We start from the raw sequence: 25281 nt of genomic DNA, 5'->3' as shown, positions 1-25281 counted from the left end.
AGCATCGACCGGCTTCCGGGAACCCGGAGATCGCGCGCCGATCATCGACAGCTGCGCATCTGCGCGCTATTTGCGGCTGGCGAGTACGACGCCGAACACGGCGACCGCCATGCCGACGAGCTGGATCGGCGTCAGGGTCTCGCCGAAAAGCAGCCAGGCTTCGACCGCAACGGCCGGCGGCACGAGATAGAGGAAGGTCGCGATGCGCGAGACCTGACCACGGCGGATCAGCACGAGATAGAGCCCGATTCCGCCGAGCGAGAGCGCCAGCACCGACCAGGCCAGCACCAGGCCCATGGTCAAGTTCCACTCGATCCGCATCGGCTCGAGCAAATAGGCGAAGGGCAGCGTGAACAGGAAGGCGGCGATGTATTGCACCGCCGTCACCGTACGCAGATCGCCCTCGACGATGCGCGCCTTCTGCCAGAACGAGCCGAAGGTGACGGCAAACATGCCGACGACGTTGACGATGATCGGCAGCGCCACCGCCTGCAGCGCCTCGGGCGCGACGCCGACCAGCTTCGGCTCCAGCACCAGCGCGATTCCGACGAAGCCGAAGACGATGCCGAGCCAGCGGATCGACGAGATGCGCTCGCGCATGATCATTGGCGCGAACAGCGCGGTGAGCACCGGCTGCAAACCGGCGATCAGCCCGGAAACGCCGGCCGGCAGCCCGTGACGCACCGCCCACCAGACGCCGCCGAGATAGACGGCGTGGAGCAGGATGCCAGCAATGGCGCAATCGATGATGGCGCGCCGGCTCTTCGGCCAGGGTGCACCAAGGGCGAAGGCCAATGCAGCGAGCGCAAGGCCGGCACAGGCGAAACGGACCGAAAGGAAGGTCAGCGCATCGGAATAGCGTGCCGAATAGCCGGCGACGATCCAGCCGCTCGACCAGAGGAAGACGAAGAGCACCGGCGACAGGCGCAGGAAGAGCGGGGAATCGAACATTGCGGCGACCTTCTAGGCGCCTGATAGGCTGGTTTCAGGCAGTTGTCGCCGCATGCGGACGCCTTGAGGGTATGTTCCGAACGCGACGAGGCCGATGAGGCCGCCTCTCTCCCCGGAACGGGGGAGAGATGGAGAGGGGCCAGCGCGACATCGAACCAGCGTCGGCGCGATGCCCCCTCCCAATCCTCCCCCGTTCCGGGAGAGGGCTCCCGCGCTCTTGCCGGGCAGAGGGAGACCTGATCCGGCTTGGCGGCGCACACCTCTTGCCACCGGCGGTGCAACCGCCACAATCACCGCCCTGCCTCGCCCGAGACCTGTATGTCGCTGCGCTCAGTCCCCGCCCTCGCCTTCGAGCGCTTCATCGCCCATGACGGCTGGGCGATCGCCAGCCACATCGCACTGTCGATGCTGATGTCGCTGTTCCCGTTCCTGATCCTGGTCACCGCGCTCGGCGGCTTCTTCGGCTCGCAGGCGGCGGCCGACGAAGCGGCGCAGTTGCTGCTCGAAGCCTGGCCGCGCGAGGTCGCCGAGCCGATCGCGCGCGAGGTCCGCTCGGTGCTGACCGCGGTGCGCAAGGACGCACTGACGCTCGGCGCGATCCTCGCCCTCTACTTCTCCTCCTCGGGGGTCGAGGCTGTCAGGATCGGGCTCAATCGCGCCTACGAGGCCTATGAATGGCGCAGTTGGTGGCGCACAAGGCTGGAATCGATCGCCTATGTGATCGGCGGCGCGGTCTTCATGCTCGCTTTCTCACTGCTGGTCGTGCTCGGCCCGCTGCTCTGGCGCGGCATCGTCGGCTTCGCCCCGGCCATCGCCCCGCTCGGCTTCATGCTCGCCTTCCTGCGCATCGCGGGCGCGACCGTGCTGGTGGTGCTGGCGCTCAGCGTCGCGCACAAGCTGCTGCCGGCGCGGGCGCCGCATATCGGCGCGATGTGGCCGGGCATCCTGACGACGCTGGTGGTCTGGCTCGTCGGCGGCATTGCCTTCGGCTGGTATCTCGATTCCTTCGCCGGCGCCTATGTCACCACCTATGCCGGCCTCGCCACCGCGATGATCGCGCTCGTCTTCCTGTATTGGCTGGCGGCGATCTTCCTCTATGGCGCCGAGCTCAACGCCGCGATCGCGCTGAGCCGGGCACCTGAGAAATCGCCGGGGGATGTGCTGGCCAAGCTGTGAACCATCGTCCACCGCCGCGGGTGCCGAGTGGCTGAAAGCGGTGGGGGACGCCTTGTTGTGAACGGCCGTTCAAGCCGGCCGATTGACTGCTCCAGCCCACGCGCAACCTATCGCGACGCCGCCGAGCGAGGCGGTCACCGATGAGGCTTCACCATGACATTCAAGCTTTCGGCGCTGCTCCTGGCGGGCAGCGTGCTGGCCAGCGCGGCTGCTTTCGCGCAGAGCGCCGACGACAAGAAATGGGTCAACCAGTGCCTGAGCGACAACAAGGACGCGAAGGTCGCGGCCAGCGTCGTCAACACCTACTGCACCTGCATGAACGGCAAGATGAGTGACAACGAGACCCGCTCGATCACGCAGTGGGAGAAGGCCAACCCGAATGCCCGCAAGGCCTGCGAGCAGGAAGCCGGCTGGAGCTGAGCAGGTCTGGAATTTGAGGCGGCCGGCCTAGGCCGGCCGCGCCGGACCTCAGCCGGCGGCGCGGCGCAGGACTGGTTCGAGCCTAGCCAATGCTCCGGGTATCTCGTCGGCCCCAATCGTCCCGAAGCCAAAGGCGAGCCCGGCCGATGCGGGCGCTCCGACGGCGTAGCGCTCGAGCCATTCGACCGCGACACCTGCCTCCGCCGCCGCATTTGCGACGGCCGCCCCCGACAGTCCGGACTTGAACCGAGCCGAGAGATGCAGCCCCGCCTCGGAGGCGACCGGCGTCAGCCAGGCGGCGAGATCGCCATTCAAAGCCGTTAGAAGCGCCGCGCGGCGCTCGCCGTAGAGCCGGCGCATCCGGCGGACATGACGGGCGAGATGGCCCTCGGCGATGAAGGCTGCGAGCGCGCCCTGATCGGTGAGCGGGACGTGCCAGTCGACCGCCTGCCTGGCGGCGAGCAGCGCGGCCCTCGCCCAGTCCGGAACGACGGCAAAGCCGAGCCGGAGGCCGGGAAACAGCGTCTTCGAGAAGGTTCCGACATAGAAGACGAGCCCATCGCGATCGAGGGTCTGCAAGGCATCGAGTGGGCGGCCGCCATAGCGGAACTCGCTGTCGTAATCATCCTCGACGACGACCGCGCCGCTCGCCTTGGCGAAACCGAGCAGCGCCAGACGCCTCGGCAGTGACATCGCCACGCCGAGCGGGAACTGATGCGAGGGCGAGACGCAGACGATGTTCGCCTCTGCCGGCAGCGCCTCGACGACGAGTCCGTCATCGTCGACCGGCACGGGCACGATCCGCGCGCCTGCCGCAGCGAAAGCGAGGCGCAGCGGCGGATAGCCGGGATTCTCGACCGCGACGACCGTCCGGCCGGGCGTCACCAGAATCCGCGCGATCAGGTCGAAAGCCTGCTGCGCGCCGGCGGTCACGACGACGTCGCCGGCCTGCGCCGCCACGGCGCGGGTGAAGGAGACATGGGCGGCGATGGCCGCGCGCAGATCGAGGCGGCCTGCCGGCTCGCCATAACCCTCGCCGCGCCGGGCAACAGCACGCAAGGCGCGTGCATGCAGGCGTTGCCAGATGGCGAGCGGCATCATCCGGATATCGGGCGTGCCAAGGCGAAGGTCGAAGCGGACCGGCCGCTCCGGCCCGGCCGTCGGCATGGTGCCGGGCCGGCGCCAATACGCGGCGAGGCGACCATCGACCTTGTCCTCCGCAGCGGCTGGCCGACGGGGGGCCCGGAGTGGACGCAAGGGCGCGACATAGATGCCGGAGCCCGCTTTGGCCTCGACGTAGCCTTCGGCCAGCAGCATGTCGTAGGCCGCGAGCACGGTATTGCGCGACAGGCAGAGCGCCTCGGCCAGGACGCGTGTCGCCGGCAGGCGCAAACCGGCCGCAAGGCGGCCGTCGCGAATGGCGGCGGCGAGCTGACGGTGCAGCGCCTCGCGCCGGCCTGTCTTGGGGATCGCCAGCGCGATCCCAAGAATTGGTACCATCGATATTCTCGAAACCGGAACTTCAATGGTACCAGAATGAGTCGCATGGTCGAGCCTCGTCACGGAGGCGACGATGAGTGTCCAGATGTCCCAGGCGCTGCCCGGCCAACCCTCTCCTGCCCTGCCCGGCAGCACCACGCTGCTGCTCGGGCAGATGCTGCTCTGCTCCTGCCTGTGGGGCTCGTCCTTCCTGCTGATGAAACTGATCGGCGCGGAGATTTCGCCGCTGGCGCTGACCGCGCTGCGCGGCCTGATGGGCGCGGCGCTGCTCGGGCTCTGGCTCGGCTTGCGCGGCGAGACCGTGCTGCCGCAAGGCCGCGAATGGCGCGACTGGGCCGTGCTCGGCCTGCTGCAGGGCGCAATTCCGAACACGCTGACCGCCTATGCACTGACGCAGATCACCGCGTCGCTGACCTCGCTGATCCAGGCCTGCACGCCACTGATCGTCGCGATGCTGGCGCATCTGCTGTTCGCCGACGAGCGCCTGTCGGCGAAGCGGGCGCTCGGCGTGCTGATCGGTTTCTCGGGCATGGCGATCCTGCTCGGTCCCGCCGCCTTCGCCACGGGGTCGCCGAGCGCCATGGGCACGCTCGCCATGGCGGCGACTGCGCTGAGCTATGCGCTCGGAAACCTCTATGTCCGCGGCATCCCGAAGGTTGAGCCGGCGCGGCTGGCGCTCGGCCAGCAGGTCTTTTCGGGATTGCCGACGCTTGTCCTCGTGCTCGGCCTCTCCGGCCCGGCCGCCTTTGCCGCGGCGCCCGGCCTCGCTCTGCCGCTGCTGGCGCTCGGCATCTTCGCCACCGCGCTGCCGATCCTGCTCTACATGATGATCCTGCGCAGCGCCGGACCGGTGCTCGGCTCGATGAACGGCTATCTCGTGCCGTTCTGGACGATCCTGATGGGCGTCACCCTGCTCGGCGAAAGCGTCGGCCTGCGCGAGATCACCGGTGGCCTCGTGGTGCTGACCGGCCTCGTCATCGTCTCGCTGACGCGGCGGCCGACGCCAGCCGTCAAGGCGTGAGCGCAGCGAGGCCGTCGCGGTAGCGGCGGCTGCCCACATAGCTCTCGCCGGTATCCATTTCGACGTCGAAATCGCCCGAGGGCCGGCCGGCGATGCGCCGGATGCGGCTCCGATTGACCAGCCGGGTCCGGTGGATGCGGGCGAAGCCCAGCCGGCGCAGGCGCTCCTCCTCGGCCTGCAGCGTGGCGCGGATCAGGTGGCGCTTGCCGCTCTCCAGGCAGTATTCGACATAGTTTCCGGCCGAGACCACGGCAACGATCTCGGCCGGTTCTAGCCGCAGATTGATCGTGCCGTCGCGCAGCCAGAAGCCTGAGGCGACAGGTTTCGCATCGGCGGCGATCCTGTGCGGCGTCGGACGCCGCGCCCACAGTTCGGCGAGCCAGAACAACCCTGCCAGCAGCAGATAAACGAGAATGTCCTTGCGCAGCTCGTAGAGCAGATTCCCGGGCGAGAGACCAAAGCTGTAGTCGCCGGCTCCCGCGATCCAGTAGCCGAGCTTGCGCAGCAGAATCATGCCGGCGACGTGCAGGGCCGAGAAGGCCAACGCGGCGACAGCATGGAGCGCGATCAACGCCGCTGGACCGAACGGCTTCGTCAACGAGGCCAGAACCAGCCGGCGCACCAGCGGGGCAAGCGCCACGATGACGACGCCGCTCGACGCCTCCCAGAGGAAGGGCTGCCAGAAGGGCACCGCGCGGCCGTAACGTGTGAGATCGTGCAGGGTCGAGAAGGCGTTGACGGCGCAGGTCGCGGCCGTTCCGGCAGCGATCAGGAGATACAGCGTCCACGCCGGAAGGCCGCGGGCGGCGCGTTGGAGCGCCGATGCCTCGCCATTCGTCACGGCATCGCCGCCGCTCGTCCCGGCCCTCTGGCTTTCGTCACGCAGCATCGGCTGCTCGTCCCGCACCGTCTCGACCTCGACCAGGCCATGCTGGCCTGCTCAGGGCGAGCAAGGGATAGCCGCCATGCCTGCGCAAACCAACCATTCCCCGCCACAGATTGCTGAACGCCGGCTCGATCTCGACTGGATCAGGATCGGCGCCTTCGGGCTGCTGATCCTCTACCATGTCGGCATGCTCTACGTGTCATGGGGCTTCCATGTGAAGAGCGCCCATAGGCTGCGCGAGCTCGAGCCATTGATGCTCCTGCTCAACCCCTGGCGGATGGCGCTGCTCTTCCTGGTCTCGGGCGCCGCGACCCGGTTCATGCTGGGCAAATACGAGATCGGGGCATTCGCACGGCGGCGCTCGGCCCGGCTGCTGATCCCCCTCGCCTTCGGCATGCTGGCGGTGGTGCCGCCGCAATCCTGGGCGGAAGTCGTCGAAAAACTCGGTTTTTCCGGCAGCTATCTCGACTTCTGGCTGCGCCATTATCTCGCCTTCGACCAGGGCTTCTGCCCGATCGAGAACGGCCGGCAGGCCTGCATCATCCTGCCGACCTGGAACCATCTCTGGTTCGTCGCCTATCTCTTTCTCTACACTATGGCGCTCGCCGGGCTGGTCGCGCTCGCGCCTAGCCTCGCCGCGCGTGGCAAGCGGCTGCTGGAGCGGTCTCTGCCCGGTGTTCTGCTTTTGCTCGGGCCGGCGCTGCTGCTCGGCCTCAACCGCTTCCTGATCTTTCCTGTTGCGCCGCCGAGCCACATCGTCGTCGGCGACTGGTACCAGCACGTCCTCTACGGCTTTTGCTTCCTGTTCGGCTTCCTCGCCGCGCGCTCGCAAGTGCTGGCCGAGCGAACCGAGCGGCTGCGCTGGCTCGCACTCGCCCTCGCCATCGCAGCCTTCCTGGCCATGCTCTGGCTGCGGGCCCAGCCTCCCGGCGATCTGCGCCGTCTCGCCGGGCCATTCGTCTACGGCCTCGACCAATGGTGCTGGATCGTCGCCATCCTCGGCTTTGCCCGCCGGCACCTCTCGCGGCGCGACGGGCCGGCCCGTCGTTACCTCGTCGAGGCGGTGTTCTGCTGGTACCTCGTCCACCAGAGCGCGATCATCCTCGCCGCGCACTGGCTGAAGCCGCTCGCCCTGCCGGCCGGGCAGGAAGCGTCGCTGGTCATCGCGATCACAGCACTGAGCTGCTTCGCGAGCTACGAGATCGCCCGGCGCATCGGCTGGCTCCGGCCGCTGTTCGGAATCGCGACGGGCAGGCGCAAGCGCCCGTCCGTTTCCCGGCGTCAGCCTTCCAGCGCCTCGGCTACGTCCTCATAGGTGCGCAGGCCGGTGCGCGGGGCGTAGACCAGCACGGCCATGTTGCCAGGCGCATGCTCATTCTTCCACATCTTGTGGTGGGCGAGCGGGATCTTGTCCCAGGGGAAGACCTCGGACATGCAGGGGTCGACGCGGCGGTCGATGACGAACTGGTTGGCGGCGCTCGCCTGCTTGAGATGGGCGAAATGCGAGCCCTGCACGCGCTTCTGGCGCATCCAGACATAGCGGGCGTCGAAGGTGATGTTGAAGCCCGAGGTGCCAGCGCAGAAGACGACCATGCCGCCGCGCTTGGCGACGAGACAGGAAACCGGGAAGGTCGCCTCGCCCGGATGCTCGAAGACGATGTCGACATCCTTCTTGCCGGTGATGTCCCAGATCGCCTTGCCGAACTTGCGGGCTTCCTTGGTCCAGTCGTTGTATTCGGGCGAGTTGACCGTGGGCATCTGGCCCCAGCAGTTGAAATCCTTGCGGTTGATTACGCCCTTGGCGCCGAGGCCGAGCACGTAGTCGCGCTTGCTCTCGTCCGAGATCACGCCGATGGCGTTGGCGCCCGAGGCGGCGCAGAGCTGCACGCCAAAGACGCCGAGGCCGCCCGAGGCGCCCCAGATCAAGACGTTGTCGCCCGGCTTGATCGTATGCGGGGCGTGGCCGAACAGCATGCGGTAGGCGGTCGCCAGGGTCAGCGTGTAGCAGGCCGATTCCTCCCAGGAGAGGTGCTTCGGCTTCAGCATCAATTGGCGCGACTGCACCCGGCAGAACTGCGCGAAGGAGCCGTCCGGCGTCTCATAGCCCCAGATGCGCTGGGAGGAGGAGAACATCGGGTCGCCGCCATTGCACTCCTCGTCGTCGCCATCGTCCTGGTTGCAGTGGACGATGACCTCGTCGCCGACCTTCCAGCGCTTCACCTTGGAGCCGACGGCCCAGACGATGCCCGAGGCATCGGAGCCGGCGATGTGCAACGAGCCCTTATGGACGTCGAAAGGCGAGATCGGCTGACCGAGCCCGGCCCAGATGCCGTTGTAGTTGACGCCGCCGGCCATCACGAGCAGCAGCACCTCCTCTTCGCCGATCGACCAGGTCGGCACCACCTCGACCTGGAAACTGTCCTGTGGCGGACCATGGCGCTCGCGGCGGATCGTCCAGGCGTACATGCTGGCCGGGACATGGCCGAGCGGCGGCAGCTCGCCGAGCTCGTAAAGATCCTTCAATGCGGGCTTCGCAACAGGCTGCGGCTTCGACATTCGCTCTCTCCCTTTTCGCCACGCCTCATCTGGTGGCGTTACAGGCATCATGCAGACCATTGCTGCGCTGCGCCATAGTTCTATCGAATTATGCTGCAGCGCAAAAACAAGAGGAAAAGGCTGCGCCCGGCATCCCCTTGCCTGACGACAAGGTAGCGCCGATACAGCCGCAATGGACATGATTCGTGAGCTTCACGGCACAAATGTGCTGATCTGCGCCGAAGACGGCCCCCCGCTCGCGAGCGAGCGCGACGCCAACGATTTCCTTGGCGCCGCCTGGGCGGCCGAAGCAACGATGGTGGCGATCCCCGTCGCGCGGCTCGATCCCGCCTTCTTCCAGCTCGCGACGCGGCTCGCCGGCGAGGTCGCGCAGAAATTCGTCAATTATCGCGTCCGCTTGGCCATCGTCGGCGACATCTCGGCCCGTTGCGCGCAGAGCAAGGCCCTGCGCGACTTCGTCTATGAGAGCAATCGGGGGCAGACGCTCTGGTTCGTCGAGGATCTCGCAGCCCTCGACGCCCGGCTCGCGGCCTGAGGGCGATCAGGCCGGACGGCTCGCCGCCAGCATGTAGTTGACGTCGAGATCTCGCGAGCGCGACCAGCGATCGGCGAGCGGGTTGTAGGCGACGCCCTCGCGGGCGAAGACCGAGAGACCGCCGGTCTCGATCGCGGCTTCCAACTCGTCGGGCGTCACGAACTTCTCCCAGTCATGGGTGCCGCGCGGCAGCCAGCGCAGGACGTATTCGGCGCCGACTATGGCGAGCGCGTAGGATTTCAGCGTGCGGTTCAGCGTCGCCATCACGAGCAGGCCGCCCGGCTTCACCGCCGCGCAGCAGGAGGCGACGAAGGCATCGACATCGGCGACATGCTCGACCACCTCCATGGCGAGCACGATGTCGAACCGTGCGCCCGAGGCCACGACCGCCTCGATCGTCTCTTCGCGATAGTCGACGTCGACGCCGGCCTTCTGCGCATGTGCTCGCGCCACCGCGATATTGGTCGTTGCCGGGTCGAGCCCCGTCACCTGAGCTCCCAGCCGCGCCAGCGGCTCGGAGAGCACGCCACCGCCGCAGCCGATATCGACGATGCTCAGATCCTTCAGGGCCTGCAGCGATTTCGGATCGCGACCCTGCCGCTCGCAGACGAGGTCGCGGATGAAGGCAAGCCTGACAGGATTGAACTTGTGCAGCACCGCCATCGGCCCCTTCGGGTCCCACCAGCTTTTCGCCAGCGCATCGAAGCGCGCGACCTCGGCGGGGTCGATGGTGGAACCTTCGCGTGCCGCTGCCGTCATCGCCCTTGATATCCCGTTTACGCGTGTCTCGAACGCGGCCGCATTGACACTTTCGGTGCTGCCCGTCATCTACACCCGCCCTTCGCCTGGCGCGAGGGCGCTATTTGTCCCGGCACCGCGCCGGGTCCGTTGCTGAGAGCTCTTGGACGTCATGGCCCGTCTGGTGATGAAATTCGGCGGCACTTCGGTCGCCACTGTCGAGCGCATCAAGAACGCGGCCCGTCACGTCAAACGCGAATTCGACGCCGGCAACCAGGTCGCGGTCGTGGTCTCGGCGATGTCGGGCAAGACCAACGAGCTGGTCGCCTGGGCCAAGGAAGCTTCGGCCCTGCACGATCCGGCTGAGTACGACGTCGTCGTCGCCTCGGGCGAGCAGGTCACCTCCGGGTTGATGGCGATCGTGCTGCAGGAGATGGGCCTCCCCGCCCGCTCCTGGCAGGGCTGGCAGATCCCGCTCTACGGCTCGGACGCGCATGGTTCGGCGCGCATCGAGGGCGTCGACGGTGCCGGCATCCTCGCCGGCTTCGACCGCAACCGCGAAATCGCCGTCTGCTCCGGCTTCCAGGGCGTCAACCCGCGCAGCCACCGAATCGTCACGCTCGGCCGCGGCGGCTCGGACACCAGCGCGGTCGCGCTCGCCGCCGGCCTCAAGGCCGATCGCTGCGACATCTACACCGATGTCGACGGCGTCTATACGACCGATCCCCGCGTCGTGCCGAAGGCGCGGCGCATGGACAAGGTCTCGTTCGAAGAGATGCTGGAGATGGCCTCCCTCGGCTCGAAGGTGCTGCAGGTGCGCTCGGTCGAGATCGCCATGGTCCAGCGCGTGCCGACCTATGTGCGCTCTTCCTTCGACGACCCCGACAATCCCAATCCCGGCACCCTCATCTGCGACGAGGACGACATCGTGGAACAGCAGATCGTCACCGGCATCGCGTTCTCGCGCGACGAAGCCCAGATCACGCTCCGGCGCGTCGCCGACCAGCCCGGCGTCGCCGCGGCGATCTTCGGACCGCTGGCCGACGCCAACATCAATGTCGACATGATCATCCAGGTCGTCTCTGACGACCAGGCGACCACCGACATCACTTTCACCGTGCCGACCGCCGATTACGAGCGCGCCAAGGGCCTGCTCGAATCGAAGCATGACACCATCGCCTACCAGGACATCCAGGGCGCGACCGACGTGGTGAAGATCTCGGCGATCGGCGTCGGCATGCGCAGCCATGCCGGTGTCGCGGCGCGCGCCTTCCGGGCGCTGGCCGAGAAGGGCATCAACATCCGCGCCATCACCACCTCCGAGATCAAGTTCTCGGTGCTGATCGATGCCGCCTATACCGAACTCGCGGTCCGCACCCTGCACTCGCTCTACGGGCTCGACGCGGCCTGAGTTTTATGGCGGCGCGTGCGTCATCGCCTCGTCAGCGCCGCCATATGGTCACGAAATGACCTGATCGCTTCCAGCCTCTGATCCCATTTTTAGGGTCAAATTGCTTCCTCATCCGCAACCGATGGAAGGAAGCTCCCATGCGCATGATCACGATCGCCGTCGCAAGCGCCGCCACTATTCTGGCCGGCGCCGCCAATGCCCAGGCACCAGCGACGGAGCGCCCTGCGGTCCAGCCGCCCGCGACGTCGCAAGAGGCTCCAGCCTCTGCACCGACGATCACGTCTGTGAAGGTCGTCGCGCTCGACGAACTGCCGGAGAACACCAAGGCGCAGGTGAACCAGCTCGTGGCCACGCGCACCGCGGACGAGCTCGAGAAGCTGCGCCAGGCGATCGAGAAGGCGCCCGCCGTGAAGTCCGCCGTCGAGGCGAAGGGCTTCTCGTCACGCGATGTCGTGCTGGCGCAGGTGAACAATGAGGGCGAGCTGACGATCGTGACGCGAAAGGCCGGCTGACCGGATTCGGCTCTAGATCATGCGATTTCACGCGGAATCACACCGTCATCCTGGACAAGCGGCGAAGCCGCGCAGATCCAGGATCCATCGTAAGGTACCGAACCCTACGATGGATCCCGGGACGCCCTTTAGGCGCCCAGGATGACGATGGTGGTTCCGTGTAAAGTCCACACGTTCTAGGTCCAGAACGGCTTCGTCGCCTCGAATGTGCGCCAGCGCTTCTTGAGTGTGCGGCCGGCCTCGATGGTGTGGCGGGACTGCCAGCCATGCACAGCGCCGGCGGCGAACTGGAGTTCCGGCCCGGTCGCCTTGCCCTTGCGCAGATCAGCGAGCAGGTCCTGCGTCGTCGCCGCGTCATTGGCGAGGCCGAGCGCGTCCTGCAAACGCGACAGCCGGGCGAGGTATTTACGCGTTAGCGAGCCGTCGTGAAGCGGCAGGAAGAACTCGGCGGTATAGCGCAGCTTCTTCAGCGCGAGCCGCAACTCGTGGCGCGCCTCGGGATGGAGGCTGCCAAAGCCGCGGCCGCGCTTCAGCGCCTTGCGATGGGTCTGTTCCAGCACCCGCCCCGCGAAATTGGCCGCCGGCTCGGCCAGCACTGTCATGGTCTCGCTGGCGAGCCCGCTCCGCCAACCGCGGCGCTCGATCAAGGCACCGAACGAGAGAAGGAAGCGGCTCGTGCGCGCATCCGCCAGACGCTCCTCGACAGCGGCATAGCTCCTGGCCTGAAACGGTTCGGCTGCCGTCCGAAGCACCGACAGTCCCGCATCGTCGAGGCCCTCGGCCTCTATATCCGGCACCGTCTGGGTGATGAAGACGTCCCAGTTGCGGGCCGGCCCGAGGACATGGCCGAGGCGCTTCGCTTCCTGTCCGATCGGCACCAGCGCCGGCGATGCGACCTCGCGCTTGAAGATCGCGAGTGCCGAGCGCAGGCGGCGCAGCGAGACCCGCAGCTGATGCACTGCTTCCGGCCCCGAGCGCGCGGCGACGGGCGCGAGATTGCCGAGCAGTTGCGTATAGGTGTTGCCGAGGATCGCGGCGATCGCCGCGTCGGCATTGTCCTGCTCGGCGATCTCGACGGGCTTGGCCTTGACCGCCCGCGGCAGGCGCGAGAAGGCGAGACCATAGCCGCGTGCCGATTTGCTGCGCGTCTCTACCTGCAGCGGCACAATATCGAGCATGGCGAGCCCGAACTCGTAGAGCACCGCCGCCTCGCCTTCTTTCAGCTCAAGCTCGACCTCACTCACCGGCAGGCTGTTCTCGCCGGCCTCGATCGTGCCGTCGTCGAAAGCGATCTCGAGCAGCGCGCCGGCATAATCGAGCCGGCGGACGCGTCGCCTGATGCGCGTGGCGAAGACCGGCGCGAGCTGGCCGGCCGCGAGGCTGGCGAGCGGTTCGCCGATCTCGGCGAGCGGCAGCAAGGCGAGATCGAGCGCTCCGTCCGGCAGCGCGACCTCCCATTCGTCGCGCACCAGCGGACCGCCCGAACCGGAGCGCTTCAGGGTCTGGACATGGCGCTTGCCGCTGCGGCGCACGCGCAGCGACAGGCCGTTGCGGTCGAGCAGGCGGTCTGCCGTGTCGTAATAGACCGCGTCGAGCCGGCGCGTGACGCCCTGGTTGCGGGCATGGCGAGCGATCAAATCCGCGCCGCGCAATGTCTCCAGCGCTTCCGGCGAAGCGGACAGCTTGAGCTCGATCTCGCGCGGCGGCGGCTTCAGCGGCGCGGCAGGCGCTCCGTCATCGGGCTGGGCGACATCCTCTCTCGGCACGGCGTCCAAGGCTTCTCTCCACTGGGCAGTGCGTGAGCCCGGACAGTAGCGTCGCCGGCAGCAGCTTGTCACCACTTCGCCCGGAGACGATGCCCCGGGCGAAGTGGTGCGGCGTCAGAGAGCCCGCCGGATCGCGGTCTCGACGGGCGAATATGCCGCGTCCTCCCGGTCGAGGCGAAGCGGCTCGCGCGGCAGCAGAGGCGGCTGCGCCATGAAGCGCGGCGTCATGCCACGATGCGGCTGCGCGGAATGCACCAGGAAAGGATGGCAGAGATAGACCGTGCCGGCCTCCCCCGTTGCCAGCACCTCATCGCGCCCGGCGCTGCTGGCGAAGCCATCGGCAGCGAGATCGCGCAGCGACAGCCCGGCCTCGCCCGCCGGCGCGAGCTGCCGGGCGATATCACGATGCGAGCCTGCCCTGATGCGCGTCGGCGCATCGTCTTCGCCGACATCGGAGAACAGGAAGAGCATCAGCAGCGCCCTGCCCTTCGAGGCGAGATTGACTCGCCAGTTCATGAAGTCGGGATCGTCGAAACCGAAGCTGACATCGACATGCCAGCCGGCATCACCCGGATCCTCCGGCGAGGGAAAGCGCACCGGAAAGGTGCCCATCGCGCGGCACGGCAGCCAGCGCCCGGCACCGACGAGTTGGTCGAAGGCAGAATGCAGGCGTGGCGTGTTTGCCGCCGCGACGAAAGGCGCGTCGCTGTACATACCGAGCCGGTTCACCGGCTTCGTCCAGCTGGCGGGATCGCTCGGATCGCAGCCGAGATCGCGCCAGAGGATGGCGCGAGCCTCGTCGGCGAGCGCCGACGAAAAGGCATGGTCGAGCCGAACGAAGCCGTGCTCGACGAAATGGGCGATCTGCGCGTCGTCGAGGACGCGCGCACCAAATTCAGGGTGAGCCATTGAGGTTGAGTCTTTCGATATCGGCCAGCCGAAGCGCCCGCCGCGCGGGCAGGCTGGCAAGGGACCCTCGAACGCAAAAAAGCGTCCGTTTGCAGACCGGAGCGCGAAATACGCGTCAGGTCCGCAGGAAGGTCAGGCGAGATCGAAGACGGCGAACATCATCATGGTGCACATAGTATCGCAGCCGTCAGCGGTGCGATCAACCCGCGAGACATCACTTGAGCCGAAAGGCGCGCTGGCCAAGCCAGCCGCCGCGCTGCCACCATGCGGCCCTCCCGGATTCGGGCCCGGATACTGAATGCGGATCGCCATCCTCTCCGACATCCATGCCAACCGCGAGGCGTTCGAGGCGGTGCTGGCGGCTGTGCGCCGCCTCGAGCCCGACCGGCTGGTGCTGCTCGGCGACATCGTCGGCTACGGCCCCGAGCCAGGCTTCTGCGTCGATGCGGCGCGGGAGCTCGTCGCTGCCGGCGCCATCTCGATCCGCGGCAATCATGACGAAGCCGCCGTGCACGGTCCCTCCGGCATGACGCCGAACGCCCATGAGGCGGCGCTCTGGACCAGGGCACAGCTCAGCGCCGAACAGAGCGCCTTCCTGGGCGATCTACCGCTGGCGGCAGAGCTCGACGGCACGCTCTTCGTCCACGCCAGCGCCCGCGATCCCGCCGCCTGGCACTATGTCCGCGACCTCAAAAGCGCCGATGCCTGCCTCGCAGCGACGGAGGCGCGGACGGTGGTCTGCGGCCACACCCATCTGCCGACGATCTTCTACGCCAGGGCCGGGCGCGAGCCGGTGGCGTTCATCCCGCTGCGCAACGTGGCGGCGCCGCTCTCGGCCGTGCACCGGCATGTCGTCGTGGTCGGCGCCGTCGGCCAGCCGCGCGACGGCGATCCGGCCGCCTGCTTTGCCCTGCTCGATACGCAGGCGCGCGAGGTCACCATGGTGCGCGTGCCCTATGACACGCAGGAAACCGCGCGGAAGATCAAGGCGGCCGGCCTGCCGGACTGGCTCGGCCTGCGCCTGCAGATCGGCAGATAGGGGGCAAGATGGAACGGCCTGGGATCGGCTCGGTGATCGACGGTTTCACGCTCGGCGAGCGGCTGAAAGCCGGCGGCATGGCGACGCTCTGGCGCGCCACCCACCCGGATCATGCCGGCCCGCTGGTGCTGAAGATTCCGGTGCTCGATCCTGGCGCCGACGTCTCGGCGATCGTCGGCTACGAGACCGAGGTGCTGATCCACAAGCGCCTGTCCGGCCCGCATGTGCCGCGCTTTGTCGCGTCCGGCGATCTCGCCCGCATTCCCTTCATCGCCATGGGCTTCGTCCCCGGCGAGAGCCTGGCCGAGCGGATCAAGCAGGCGCCGCTGCCTTTCGCCGAGGTCCAGCGCATTGGCATCGCGATCGCGGTGGCGCTCGCCGATCTGCATCGCCAGAACGTTGTCCATCTCGACCTCAAGCCCGAGAACGTGGTCCTGACAGAGTCGGGCACAGTGCTGCTCGATTTCGGCCTCGCCCGCCATGCCGAACTGCCGGACCTGCTCGGCGAAGAAAGCCGCGAGCCGATGGGGACGGCGGCCTATATCGCGCCGGAACAGGTGCTGGGCGAACGCTCCGACCCGGCGAGCGATCTCTTCGCGCTCGGCTGCATCCTCTACCAGATGGCGTCGGGCGAGGAGCCGTTCGGCCGGCCGAAGACCGTGCCCGGCATGAAGCGGCGGCTCTATCACGCGCCCAAACCCTTGCGCGCCGTCAACGAGCAGGCGCCGGCCTGGCTCGAAGCGATCATATCCCGCTGCCTCGAGGTCGATCGCGGCCGGCGCTATGCCGATGCCGGCAAGCTCGCCTTCGACCTGCGCCATCCCGAGCAGGTCACCGTTTCGCGCAAGCGCCGGACCGCCGAGGAGCGCGGCCTCGGCAAGCGGCTGGTCGACCTGTTCCAGAAGCGCGACGAAGCCGAGGTCACCGGCGCGCCGACGGTGGCACGGCGCAAGGCCGGGCCCTCGATCGTGCTCTCCGCCGTCGATCTCTCGGAAGGGCCGGATGCGCTCGCCGCGGCGATCCTGGCCGAGACCAGCCGGCTGCTCGCGGCACGGCCGGATTCCTCGCTCGCCTGCCTCACGGTGCTCAGGACGGAGATCATCGGCGAGACCAGGACCGTCGATGCCGAGGGCCGCTCGCTCTATATCGGCCGGCTGGTGGCGCTGAAGGACTGGGCGCGGCCGCTGCATCTGCCCGAGGACCGGGTCAGCTACCATGTCATCGAGGCGGTCAGCCCGGCCGACGCGGTCCTGCGCTATGCCGAGCATAACGACATCGACCATATCGTGCTCGGCGCCCGCTCCTCCTCGCCGTTACGGCGCCATCTCGGCAGTGTCTCGACCAAGGTCGTGGCGGAGGCACTGTGCTCGGTTTCGGTGGTCCGGGTGAAGGGCGGCAGCGAGGAGTGAGCCAACACGCGTTGACCTCCCCGCCTCTGCCTCCGAATATGCCGGCCATGCCGGCCACCCCCTCCGCCCCGCCCGAATTCGATCCCGCCCGGCTCGATGCCTTCCTGCGCTCCGCGCTGCCCGGGCGAGCCGACGGACCCATGGCGATCGAACGGATCAGCGGCGGCCAGTCGAACCCGACCTTCTTCGTCTCCTATCCCGATGCCGGCACGCGGCTCGTCCTGCGCAAGAAGCCGCCGGGGCCGTTGTTGCCCTCGGCTCATGCCGTCGAGCGTGAATACCGCATCCTCAAGGCGCTCGCCGGCTCGGCCGTGCCGGTCCCGCCGGTGCTGCTGCTGCATGAGGCGGACGACGTCGTCGGCACGCCGTTCTACCTGATGGAGCGGCTCGACGGCCGTGTCTTCCACGACACCGCCTTGCCCGGTGCGAAGCCTGACGAGCGCCGAGCCATGTACTTCGCCATGGCCGAGGCGCTGGCGGCGCTGCACGGCTTCGACTGGCAGGGCGCCGGCCTCGCCGATTTCGGCAAGCCCGGCAATTACTATGCCCGGCAGCTCACGCGCTGGGGCCGGCAATGGCGCGAAACGAAGACGCGCGACATCCCCGCGATCGACCGGTTGATCGACTGGCTCGGCAGCAATCTCGACGAGACGCCGGAGACCAGCATCGTCCATGGCGATTTCCGCCTGGGCAACCTGATGTTCGCGCCGAACGAGCCGCGCATCGTCGCGGTGCTCGACTGGGAGCTCTCGACGCTCGGCCACCCGCTCTCCGATGTCGCCTTCTCCTGCCTGCCCTGGCATTCGACGCCGGACATGTATGCCGGCATCGTCGGGCTCGATCGCGAGGCGCTCGGCATCCCGACGCAAGACGAATACATCGCCCGCTATTGCGCCGCCGCCGGCGGGGCGCTGGGGCCGGGCCTCTTCCACCTCGCCTTCTCGCTGTTCCGCTTCGCCGTCATCCTCGACGGCATCGCAGCGCGGGCGAAGACAGGGAACGCCGCCGCCGAGAATGCGGTGGCGGTCGGCGCGATGGCGGAGAGTTTTGCGTTGCGGGCGGAAGCGTTGGTCGAGGGCGCGGAGTGAAGGGCGCGGGGAACCCGTTTCCCGAGTGGTTTCCTCTGCGACACCAAATTGAGGCGCGGGAACCCCTCCCCCTTGTGGGGAGGGGCAGGGGTGGGGGGCGGAAAGTCGGAGCTCCTTGCCGCGAGACCGGCCGATCCGCTTGCTACAGACAACCGCGCACCCGGTCGTTCGCCCCCATCCCCATACCCTTCCCCACAAGGGGGGAAGGGAGGAGCCTCGCCTTGCATTTTGCAGAGGTATCCATCCGGGAGAAGGGTTCCCCGAGCATGACGCCCTGGACTAGAGGAGAGCACCATGGATTTCGCCTATTCGGCCAGGGTCGAGGAACTGCGCGCCAGCTTACAGGCCTTCATGGATGCCCACGTCCAGCCGGCCGACGCCGCCTGGAAGCACGAGGTCGAGGCCGGACGCTATCCGAGCGCGCTGATCGACGGCCTCAAGGCCAAGGCGAAGGCCGAGGGGCTCTGGAACCTCTTCCTGCCGGCACTGAAACCGGACGAGCCCGGCACGCGGCTGAGCAACCTCGAATACGCCCCGCTCGCCGAGATCATGGGCCGGATCTACTGGTCGTCGGAGGTGTTCAACTGCAACGCCCCCGACACCGGCAACATGGAAATCCTGCACATGTTCGCGACGCAAGAGCAGCGCGAACGCTGGCTGAACCCGCTGCTCAACGGCGAGATCCGCTCCTGCGTCGGGATCACCGAGCCCGGCGTCGCCTCCTCCGACCCGACCAACCTGCAGACCACGATCATCCGCGACGGCGACCATTACGTCGTCAACGGCCGCAAATGGTGGACGACCGGTGCGCTGCACCCGAAGGTCAGGTTCTGCATCGTCATGGGCCTGTCCGATCCGCGCCCCGAGGCCGATCCGCACAAGCGCCACAGCATGATCATCGTGCCGATGGATTCGCCCGGCCTCAGCGTGATGCGCAACCTGCCGCTGCTGAACCATTATTCGCTCGAGGGCCACACCGAGACCGACTTCACTGAGGTCAGGGTGCCGGCGGCAAACCTGCTCGGTGAGGAGGGCGCAGGGTTCGCCCTGGCGCAGGCGCGGCTCGGGCCGGGGCGCATCCACCATTGCATGCGCTCGATCGGCCAATGCGAGGTCGCGCTCGAACTGATGGTCGAACGCGCGCTGGAGCGAAAGGCCTTCGGCCGCAACCTTTCCGACTACGCCAATGTCCAGGACTGGATCGCGGAGGGCCGCATGGAGATCGACCAGGCCCGCCTGCTCTGCCTGCGCGCCGCCTGGATGATGGACAAATACGGCAACAAGGCCGCGCGCACCGAGGTCTCGGCGATCAAGGTCGCGGCGACGCGGCTGCAGACCAAGATCGCCGACCGGGCGATGCAGGTTTTTGGCGCCGGCGGGCTCTCCAACGATACCCCGCTCGCCTTCATCTACAGCTGGGGCCGGGCCCTGCGCTTCATCGACGGGCCGGACGAGGTCCACCTGCGCACCATCGCCCGCGCCGAGATCAGGAAGCGCAAGGAGAGCAACCGCAGCACCTTCGCGGAACAGGGCGTGCTGCGGCCGTATGTGAAGGGGTAGCGGCAGCCACTCCGATCGACCGATCGCAGGCTCTCAATCGGCCGCGACAGGCGGTCCGGCGAGCTGAACCGCAACCGTGCCGAACCAGCGCGTCTCGACCTCGAAGCGCAAGGGCAGCGGAAATTCGCCGCCCTCGCGCAGCGCGATCAGGACCGAGCCCTTCAAAGGCCGCATCGCCGCCTCGCGATCATCGTCATGCCGGAAGCCGGCGATCGTCCGGACGGTGAAGCCGCAGCGCAGCGCGCGACCATTCAGGGCGCCCTGGTCGCTCACCTGCACCTTCGCCGACGAGGTCATGACCGCGAGCGAGCGGCGGCGGCCGTCATAGATCGCCGTCGAGCCGTCGCAGCCTTCAGTCTCCGCCACCTTCCTGAGCATGCCGGCGACGCCGGAGAGCGAGTCGACCGTGCCGCGGATCAGCTCGGCCGGAACGGCCTCGCGGTCCTCGTTCGACGGCTCCTGCCGCCGGATCGTCGGCACGCCGCGCGGATAGTGCAATTCGCTGACATAGGCCCGGCCCCGCCATGAGCCGTTCGCAGCATAGAGCCGCGGTTCGGGACCGCTGCGGCCCCAGCGGCCTTCCACCTTGCCGGATTGCTCGGCAGCCCCGACGAGCTGGGCCGCCCGGTAGGGCCGCGTGCGGATCTCGATGCGATAGCCGGCGCGATCCAGCATCGAGGTCACCTCGATCTCGCCCAGCGAGACCCCGCCCAGCACCGTGACGTCGTAGCGAAGGCGCATCTCGCGCGCCGAGGCGGCCGAGGGCGCGGCGCAGGCGAACGCGCCGGCGATCAGGGCGCCTGCCGCGATGGCCCTTGGGCGGGCCTGTCTCGATGCGATGCCGGTCAAGGAAGGGCCCTCCCGCCGCGCTCGGGCATCAGCGCCGTCGTTGGAGAGGCTGCGTAGCCCCGCAGCCCCTCGGCGTCGTCGCTGTCGAAGTCGCGCCCGAGCATCCGCATCATCCCGCACGAGACCGGCTGGTCCCCTTCCCTCAGCGTGACCGCCCGGTGTCACAGGGCCATGGCCGAGGCGATGTGCCGTTGTAGCGCGGACGACGAGAGCCCCGCCATGCACGAAGGCGCGACGCGTTGCAGACGCAGATCTGGCGGTGCAGGGCGTCAGTGCCGGCGGGCTCTCCAACGACAATAACGCCTCGACAGTCAGTCTCGTCGGAAGACCATTTGGCGCTCCAACGCTAGGCTTGAACGTCTACGGGCGGTGCGTCAATCTTTTGGTTTGTCCCAATGCCAGCGGCGTGGCACCCGCACAGGCATTAGCTTTTGACCAGGCATCGTGCCACCGGCCATGTCGAGACGATGCATCTTGTAGCGCGCGACTAGACGCTCGGTTTGAAGGTGCTTGATATGGGAGTAGATCTCGCCCTCGGCGTGCTGCGCGCGAAGGGCGTTTCGGTGATTGATGAAGTCGCGCCCGGCAATGAAAATATTCGGCAGCTCCTTCTTCCACGACATAAGAAGCAGTCGTTTCGGACTTAAGGGGAATGAGACTTCGACATCCTTGTCCTTAAAGCCGAACTCCTGACGGCGAACCGAACCAGTGAGAACGACGCGGCAGACCGGTTGGTCAGACGTGATCAGGAACCCATTGGCGGGTTCGGCGATCGTCCATGTCATATCGTGGATCAGAGGCGTGATCAGTTTCGCATTCTCGAAAATATCGAGCGTGCGATGCTTGGGCATGAGCATTTCATACCCGCTCGGATCAAGCATGCCTGCTTTGAGCGCAGCTCGCTCCTCAGTCGACAGGGTCTTGTTTTCCTCAGCCTCGAACTTGCGGATGAAAGTATCGAACGCGCCGAGGTGATTGGCCGTCATAAAGGTTCTGAGCTGGAGGAACCTGCTCTGCATCTCAGCCGCCATACGACGAGCAGGCCGTGTCCTGAAATACATGGTTGCCAGGAATCCGGCGAACGCGACACGCTCAGCGCCTCTTGGTATTTCGGCGCGTAGGAGCTTGCGATAGGGTTCTTCCGCACTGCTTTCGACCCTCGATAGCGTCTGCTCAACCCAAGTATCGTGAGTTCCGTCCTCGTTTTCGTATGAATAGAAGTGGCGTTCAACGCCGATAGCATCGGGCATCCCCGAGCGCGGTTCACCGCCCTTTTGAGGTAGGTCCAGACGTGACCGTGTGGATTGGTGCCGGCGAAACGATGAAGATGCATCACAGGAATAATGTGCTGCATCACCGTTACGGGGGGCTTTTTGGTCTTCTCCATCTCTTATTCTTCATGCCACTGTGCGCGGCGCATCTAGCTGATCACGATAGGCGTTGTAGCTGGTGCTTCACGCCAACTTTGCGACACCGGGAACGCTACACCAAATAGCATCATCGTTGCAGCCAGCCCAAGACAACCGAAGCCCCACCATGCACTCGGGCATGACGGGGCTGTGGCTGAGGCAGATGCCGACAGGATCGCGGGCCACCCCGCAACCCTGCCGCCCCCTACCCTAAGCCGCCTCGGCGAGGTGCTCCTTCCCCTCCTCCCCATGCTGCCGCAGCGGCTTGTTGCCCGAGAGCTTGCGCATCAGCACGTAGAAGACCGGCGTCAGGAAGATGCCGAAGGCGGTGACGCCGATCATGCCGGCGAAGACCGCGATGCCCATGGCCTGGCGCATCTCGGCGCCCGCCCCGGTCGAGAGCACGAGGGGCACCACGCCCATGACGAAGGCGAGCGAGGTCATCAGGATCGGCCGCAGGCGCAGGCGGCTGGCCTCGATCGCGGCCTCGACCGGCGTGCGGCCCTCGAATTCGAGCTCGCGCGCGAATTCGACGATCAGGATGGCGTTCTTGGCCGATAGTCCGACCAGGACGACGAGGCCGATCTGGGTGAAGACGTTGTTGTCGCCGCCGCTCCACCAGACGCCGGCCATCGCCGCCATCAGGCCCATCGGGATGATCAAGAGGATCGCGACCGGCAGGGTCAGGCTCTCGTACTGCGCCGCCAGCACCAGGAAGACGAGCAGGATCGCAACCGGGAAGACGAGCATGGCGGAGTTGCCGGCCAGGATCTCCTGATAGGTCAGCTCGGTCCATTCGAAGGCGAAGCCCTTGGGCAAAGTCTCCGCGGCGATGCGCTCGACCGCATCCTGCGCCTGGCCCGAGGAGAAGCCCGGGGCCGGGCCGGCATTGATGTCGGCGCTGAGGAAGCCGTTATAGCGCATCGCCCGTTCGGGGCCGGAATCGGTGCGGACATTGAGCACGGCCGAGAGCGGCACCATCTCGCCCGAGTTCGAGCGGACCTTGAGTTTGCCGATGTCCTCCTGATAGGCGCGGTAAGGCGCATCGGCCTGGACGCGCACCGTGTAGGTGCGGCCGAACTTGTTGAAGTCGTTCACATAGGACGAGCCGAGATAGATCTGCAGCGTCTCGAAGACATCGGTGACGGGAACGCCGAGCTGGCGCGCCTTGGTGCGATCGATGTCGGCATAGAGCTGCGGCACGTTGACCTGGAAGCTCGAGAACATGCCGGCGAGCTCGGGCGCCACGGCCGCCTTGGCCATGAAGGCCTTGGTCGCCTCGTCGAGCGCCTTGTAGCCGAGGCCGGCGCGGTCCTCGATCTGCAGCTTGAAGCCGCCGATGGTGCCGAGGCCCTGGACGGGCGGCGGCGGGAACATCGCGATGAACGCCTCCTTGATGCCGGCGAACTCCTTGTTGAGCTGCATGGCGATGGCGTTGCCCGAGAGCTCGGGCGTCTTGCGCTGGTCGAACGGCTTTAAGGCCACGAAGACGATGCCGGCATTGGACGAGTTGGTGAAGCCGTTGATCGACAGGCCCGGAAACGAGATCGCGTTCTCGACGCCGGGATGCTTCAGGGCGATCGCGTCCATCTTGCGGATGACGTCCTCGGTGCGGTCGAGCGTCGCCGCGTCGGGAAGCTGCGCGAAGCCGACGAGGTACTGCTTGTCCTGGCCCGGCACGAAGCCCGACGGCACCTTCTGGAAGAGCACGACGGTCAGGCCGACGAGGCCGGCATAGACCACGAGCATCACCGTCTTGCGGCCGAGGATGCGGGTGACGCCGCCGCCATAGGCCTCCGAGGAGCGGTTGAAGAAGCGGTTGAAGCCGCGGAAGAACCAGCCGAACAGGAAATCCATGCCGCGGGTCAGCGCATCCTTGGGGGCGTCATGGCCACGCAGCAGCAATGCGGCCAGCGCCGGCGACAAGGTCAGCGAGTTGATCGCCGAGATCACCGTCGAGATCGCGATGGTGAGCGCGAACTGGCGATAGAACTGGCCGGTCAGGCCGCTGATGAAGGCGAGCGGCACGAAGACCGCGACGAGGACGAGCGCGATCGCGATGATCGGCCCTGAGACCTCGCGCATCGCCTTGTAGGTCGCTTCCCGGGGCGAGAGCCCGTTCTCGATGTTGCGCTCGACATTCTCGACCACGACGATGGCGTCGTCGACGACGATGCCGATCGCCAGCACGAGGCCGAACAGCGAGAGCGCGTTGATCGAGAAGCCGAGCAGGTACATCACCGCGAAGGTGCCGACGACCGAGATCGGCACGGCGACCAGCGGGATGATCGAGGCGCGCCAGGTCTGCAAGAAGACGATGACGACGAGCACGACCAGCGCGATCGCCTCGAGCAGCGTGGTGATCACCGCCTTGATCGAGGCGCGCACGAACTGGGTTGTGTCGTAGACGATCGAGTAGTCGACGCCTTCCGGCATGTTCTGCTTGATCTCGCGCATCGTCTCCTGGACGCGGTCGGCGATGGCGATGGCGTTCGAGTTCGGCGCCTGGAAGATCGGCACCGCGACGGCCGACTTGCCGTTGAGCAGCGAGCGCAGCGCATAGTCGGCGGCGCCGAGCTCGATGCGGGAGACGTCCTTCAGGCGGACGACGGCGCCGCTCGCGGCGGTCTTGACGATGATCTCGCCGAACTCCTCCTCGCTGGCGAGGCGGCCCTGCGCGTTCACCGAGAGCTGCAGGTCGAGCCCCGGCCCGCTCGGCGAGGCGCCAATGACGCCGGCCGCGGCCTGGACGTTCTGGGCGCGGATCTCGCGGACGATGTCGGAGGGCGAGAGGGCGTGCTCGGCGACCTTCTGCGGGTCGAGCCAGACGCGCATCGAATAGTCGCCCGAGCCGAAGAGCTGGACCTGGCCGACGCCGTCGATGCGCGCCAGCCGGTCCTTGACGTTGAGGACGGCGTAGTTGCGCAGATAGGTCATGTCGTAGCGACCGTTCGGCGAAGTGATGTGCACCACCATCGTCAGGTCCGGCGAGCTCTTGATGGTGGTGACGCCGAGGCGGCGCACCTCCTCGGGCAGGCGAGGTTCAGCCTGGCTGACGCGGTTCTGGACCAGCTGCTGGGCCTTGTCCGGGTCGGTGCCGAGCTTGAAGGTGACGTTCAGCGTCATCACGCCGTCGGTCGTCGCCTGGCTCGACATGTAGAGCATGCCTTCGACGCCGTTGATCTGCTCCTCGATCGGCGTCGCCACGGTCTCGGCGATGACGCGCGGGTTGGCGCCGGGATATTGCGCGCGCACCACCACGGTCGGCGGCACGACCTCGGGATATTCCGAGATCGGCAGGGCCCTGAGCGCCAGCAGGCCGGCGAGGAAGATCAGGACGGAGAGGACGCCGGCGAAGATCGGCCGGTCGATGAAGAACTTCGAGAGGTTCATTTGGGTGCCCCTTCAAGGCGGCGGCCCCGCCGGTCCCGAAGCGGCCGGCGGAGCGGGAAATGGATATCAGGTACCACGCCGTCATTCCGGGGCTTCGCGCAGCGAAGAGCCCGGAACCCAGAACCGACGCGTCTGCGAACAGAGGCGCGGGAT

The 25281-nt window shown here is 67.2% G+C and carries 21 protein-coding genes; 11 read left to right on the top strand and 10 right to left on the bottom strand.

Annotated features, from left to right (window positions below; genetic code table 11):
* Positions 1-66: 66 nt before the first annotated feature.
* Entirely contained in the window at positions 67-951 is an 885-nt protein-coding gene (locus QO058_RS26750; protein ID WP_284169250.1) for a DMT family transporter, read from the bottom strand.
* A gap of 318 nt (positions 952-1269) precedes the next feature.
* Here QO058_RS26750 and QO058_RS26745 point away from each other — a divergent pair, with 318 nt between their 5' ends.
* Together QO058_RS26745 and QO058_RS26740 are read left to right on the top strand one after the other, a co-directional pair.
* Positions 1270-2127 (top strand): YihY/virulence factor BrkB family protein, encoded by an 858-nt coding sequence (locus tag QO058_RS26745; protein ID WP_284169249.1) that lies wholly within the window; start codon positions 1270-1272, stop codon positions 2125-2127.
* A 153-nt stretch (positions 2128-2280) separates the two neighbouring features.
* Positions 2281-2547: a hypothetical protein gene (locus QO058_RS26740; protein ID WP_284169247.1), complete on the top strand. Its 267-nt coding sequence runs from the start codon at positions 2281-2283 to the stop codon at positions 2545-2547.
* 48 nt (positions 2548-2595) lie between these two features.
* On the opposite strand, the gene pdxR is transcribed toward QO058_RS26740, so the two are convergent.
* A complete protein-coding gene (gene pdxR, locus QO058_RS26735) occupies positions 2596-4047 on the bottom strand; it encodes a MocR-like pyridoxine biosynthesis transcription factor PdxR (RefSeq protein WP_284169245.1) in 1452 nt (483 codons plus the stop codon).
* A gap of 73 nt (positions 4048-4120) precedes the next feature.
* Between pdxR and QO058_RS26730 the strand changes: the two genes are divergently transcribed.
* On the top strand, positions 4121-5068 hold the full coding sequence (locus QO058_RS26730) for a DMT family transporter (RefSeq protein ID WP_284169243.1): 948 nt from the start codon (positions 4121-4123) through the stop codon (positions 5066-5068).
* Here QO058_RS26730 and QO058_RS26725 read toward each other — a convergent pair.
* A complete protein-coding gene (locus QO058_RS26725) occupies positions 5058-5957 on the bottom strand; it encodes a LytTR family DNA-binding domain-containing protein (RefSeq protein WP_284169242.1) in 900 nt (299 codons plus the stop codon). The genes QO058_RS26730 and QO058_RS26725 overlap by 11 nt on opposite strands.
* A 76-nt stretch (positions 5958-6033) precedes the next feature.
* Here QO058_RS26725 and QO058_RS26720 point away from each other — a divergent pair, with 76 nt between their 5' ends.
* Complete coding sequence (locus tag QO058_RS26720) at positions 6034-7269, top strand: acyltransferase family protein (RefSeq protein WP_284169241.1); 1236 nt, start codon at positions 6034-6036, stop codon at positions 7267-7269.
* Here QO058_RS26720 and ccrA read toward each other — a convergent pair.
* Positions 7236-8510, bottom strand: a complete 1275-nt coding sequence (ccrA, locus tag QO058_RS26715; RefSeq protein WP_284169240.1) for a crotonyl-CoA carboxylase/reductase — start codon at positions 8508-8510, stop codon at positions 7236-7238. The genes QO058_RS26720 and ccrA overlap by 34 nt on opposite strands.
* A 172-nt stretch (positions 8511-8682) precedes the next feature.
* On the opposite strand from ccrA, the gene QO058_RS26710 reads away from it, so the two are divergent.
* A complete protein-coding gene (locus QO058_RS26710; protein ID WP_284169239.1) occupies positions 8683-9045 on the top strand; it encodes a DUF4180 domain-containing protein in 363 nt (120 codons plus the stop codon).
* Between the two features lie 6 nt (positions 9046-9051).
* Here QO058_RS26710 and ubiG read toward each other — a convergent pair whose 3' ends face one another.
* Positions 9052-9804, bottom strand: coding sequence for a bifunctional 2-polyprenyl-6-hydroxyphenol methylase/3-demethylubiquinol 3-O-methyltransferase UbiG (ubiG, locus tag QO058_RS26705; protein WP_284169238.1), 753 nt, complete (start codon positions 9802-9804; stop codon positions 9052-9054).
* 151 nt (positions 9805-9955) lie between these two features.
* On the opposite strand from ubiG, the gene QO058_RS26700 reads away from it, so the two are divergent.
* Positions 9956-11194: an aspartate kinase gene (locus tag QO058_RS26700; protein WP_284169237.1), complete on the top strand. Its 1239-nt coding sequence runs from the start codon at positions 9956-9958 to the stop codon at positions 11192-11194.
* Between the two features lie 137 nt (positions 11195-11331).
* Positions 11332-11706, top strand: coding sequence for a hypothetical protein (locus QO058_RS26695; protein ID WP_284169236.1), 375 nt, complete (start codon positions 11332-11334; stop codon positions 11704-11706).
* 176 nt (positions 11707-11882) lie between these two features.
* Here QO058_RS26695 and QO058_RS26690 read toward each other — a convergent pair whose 3' ends face one another.
* Positions 11883-13472: a CYTH and CHAD domain-containing protein gene (locus QO058_RS26690; protein ID WP_284173034.1), complete on the bottom strand. Its 1590-nt coding sequence runs from the start codon at positions 13470-13472 to the stop codon at positions 11883-11885.
* Between the two features lie 114 nt (positions 13473-13586).
* Positions 13587-14381: a phytanoyl-CoA dioxygenase family protein gene (locus QO058_RS26685; protein WP_284169235.1), complete on the bottom strand. Its 795-nt coding sequence runs from the start codon at positions 14379-14381 to the stop codon at positions 13587-13589.
* A 298-nt stretch (positions 14382-14679) separates the two neighbouring features.
* Here QO058_RS26685 and QO058_RS26680 point away from each other — a divergent pair, with 298 nt between their 5' ends.
* The 4 genes from QO058_RS26680 (at position 14680) to QO058_RS26665 (ending at position 19477) form a co-directional block, all read left to right on the top strand.
* On the top strand, positions 14680-15420 hold the full coding sequence (locus tag QO058_RS26680) for a metallophosphoesterase family protein (RefSeq protein ID WP_284169234.1): 741 nt from the start codon (positions 14680-14682) through the stop codon (positions 15418-15420).
* An 8-nt stretch (positions 15421-15428) separates the two neighbouring features.
* The gene (locus QO058_RS26675; RefSeq protein ID WP_284169233.1) at positions 15429-16829 is read left to right on the top strand and encodes a bifunctional serine/threonine-protein kinase/universal stress protein; all 1401 of its coding nucleotides are present in this window, start codon (positions 15429-15431) and stop codon (positions 16827-16829) included.
* A 47-nt stretch (positions 16830-16876) separates the two neighbouring features.
* Positions 16877-17917 (top strand): phosphotransferase family protein, encoded by a 1041-nt coding sequence (locus QO058_RS26670; protein WP_284169232.1) that lies wholly within the window; start codon positions 16877-16879, stop codon positions 17915-17917.
* A 294-nt stretch (positions 17918-18211) separates the two neighbouring features.
* The gene (locus tag QO058_RS26665; protein WP_284169231.1) at positions 18212-19477 is read left to right on the top strand and encodes an acyl-CoA dehydrogenase family protein; all 1266 of its coding nucleotides are present in this window, start codon (positions 18212-18214) and stop codon (positions 19475-19477) included.
* Between the two features lie 33 nt (positions 19478-19510).
* On the opposite strand, the gene QO058_RS26660 is transcribed toward QO058_RS26665, so the two are convergent.
* From QO058_RS26660 to QO058_RS26650, 3 genes are all read right to left on the bottom strand, one after another.
* The gene (locus QO058_RS26660) at positions 19511-20326 is read right to left on the bottom strand and encodes a DUF3108 domain-containing protein (RefSeq protein WP_284169230.1); all 816 of its coding nucleotides are present in this window, start codon (positions 20324-20326) and stop codon (positions 19511-19513) included.
* A 374-nt stretch (positions 20327-20700) separates the two neighbouring features.
* A complete protein-coding gene (locus QO058_RS26655) occupies positions 20701-21615 on the bottom strand; it encodes a DUF4238 domain-containing protein (protein ID WP_284173033.1) in 915 nt (304 codons plus the stop codon).
* 330 nt (positions 21616-21945) lie between these two features.
* On the bottom strand, positions 21946-25128 hold the full coding sequence (locus QO058_RS26650; RefSeq protein WP_284169229.1) for an efflux RND transporter permease subunit: 3183 nt from the start codon (positions 25126-25128) through the stop codon (positions 21946-21948).
* Positions 25129-25281: the final 153 nt, after the last annotated feature.

The sequence above is a fragment of the Bosea vestrisii genome, from assembly GCF_030144325.1.
GTDB lineage: Bacteria > Pseudomonadota > Alphaproteobacteria > Rhizobiales > Beijerinckiaceae > Allobosea > Allobosea vestrisii_A.
Note: the sequence above shows the minus strand (reverse complement) of the source record. Positions and strands in the feature narration are given on the sequence as shown.